At 75.8% G+C, this 1,453-nt stretch carries 2 protein-coding genes; both read right to left on the bottom strand.

Features of this window, described 5'->3' with window-relative positions:
* Positions 1-63 precede the first annotated feature (63 nt).
* Positions 64-999, bottom strand: coding sequence for a hydroxymethylbilane synthase (gene hemC, locus VR45_RS17305; protein ID WP_045940673.1), 936 nt, complete (start codon positions 997-999; stop codon positions 64-66).
* Between the two features lie 42 nt (positions 1,000-1,041).
* Positions 1,042-1,453, bottom strand: a 412-nt coding sequence (locus tag VR45_RS17300) for a DUF2306 domain-containing protein (protein WP_045940672.1), incomplete at its 5' end; no start/stop codon positions are given.

Below are 1,453 nucleotides of genomic sequence, written 5' to 3'. Positions count from 1 at the left end.
CTCGCAGCAGCGAGGGGGCCTTCGGCGTTCCGCCCCGGCCCCCGGTCGGGGGCCGGGGACCGGTCAGTGCGGGATCGCGGCGATCAGCTCGGAGGCGCCCTGCCGCTTGAGGGCCAGCGCGGTCGCGGTGCCGAGGTCCTCCGGGCTCAGCGAGCCCGCCCACTCGTGGGCGTCCAGGACCTGCTTGCCGTCCGGGGTGAAGACCCGGCCGCGCAGCGAGAGGCGGCCGTCCTCCTCGGCCTTGGCCCAGCCGGCGATCGGCGAGTTGCAGTGCCCCTGGAGCACGTGCAGGAACATCCGCTCGGCGCTCGCCTCGCGCCAGGTCGCGTGGTCGCCGAGGCCGGCGACGGCGTCGATGGTGGCGGTGTCGTCGGCGCGGCACTGCAGGGCGAGGATCCCGGCGCCGATCGGCGGGCACATCACCTCGACCGGCAGCACCTCGCTGATCCGCGCGGTCTCGCCGATCCGCTCCAGCCCGGACAGCGCGAGCAGCAGGGCGTCCGCCTCCCCCGCCGCCAGCTTGGCCAGCCGGCTGTTGGCGTTGCCGCGGATCGGCACGTACTCCAGGTGCGGGTGGGAGGCCGAGAGCTGGGCCCGCCGGCGGACCGAGGAGGTGCCGATCCGGGTGCCGGGCGGCAGCTCGTCCAGGGTCAGACCGTCGGGGTGGACCAGCGCGTCCCGGATGTCGTCGCGGCGCAGGTGGGCCGCGAACACGGTGCCGGCCGGCAGCGGGCGGTCGGCCGGCACGTCCTTGAGGCAGTGGACCGCGAGGTCCGCCTCACCGGCGAGCAGCGCGGCGTCCACCTCCTTGGTGAAGGCGCCCTTGCCGCCGAGCCGGGCCAGGTCGCCCATCCAGCGGTCGCCGGAGGTGGTCACCGGAACCACCTCGGTGCGCACCCCCGGGTGCAGGGCGGCGAGTTCGGCCCTGACCCGCTCGACCTGGGCCAGCGCCATCGGCGAGGAGCGGGAGACGATCCGGATCAACTCTGCGGTGGTCATTGCTGGATGATAGGTCGTCAGCGGGCCCGGCCGGGCATCGGGTCACCCGGCCGGCGGTGCCGTCGGGGCCGGGGCAGGGGCCGGGGACAGTCCGGGGAGCCGGGCTATCACGTGCTCGGCCACCACCAGGTTGATCAGCCAGCAGGTCCAGGCGGCGGTCGCGTAGGCCTGCTCGAACGGGACGCCCGCGAGGTCCATCACCGGCAGCCAGATCCGCAGGGTCGCGGCGGCGAGGATCAGCGCGTACGAGCGGACCGCCCAGGCGCGGTGCCGGAGGATGTCGCGGCGCCGGGCCGCCCGCCAGGCCAGGACCGAGGAGAGCAGCAGCAGGACGGCCAGCCCGGTGAAGCCGATCGGCGCGACCGGGCCGACCAGGCCCCTGGGCGCCATCAGCAGGCCGCCGGTGCCGGCGGCCAGGACGGCGAGCAGGTAGAGCCGGCCGGTCAGCCGGTGC

It is taken from the genome of Streptomyces sp. NRRL S-495 (assembly GCF_000966955.1).
GTDB classification, from domain to species: Bacteria; Actinomycetota; Actinomycetes; order Streptomycetales; family Streptomycetaceae; genus Kitasatospora; species Kitasatospora purpeofusca.
The sequence above is the reverse complement of the archived record's forward strand: the minus strand, read 5'-3'. Positions and strand labels throughout refer to the sequence as shown.

What these genes read in the sequence shown, in the direction of transcription:
- hemC (WP_045940673.1), bottom strand. Translation starts at nt 999, where the DNA reads ATGACCACCGCAGAGTTGATCCGGATCGTCTCCCGCTCCTCGCCGATG.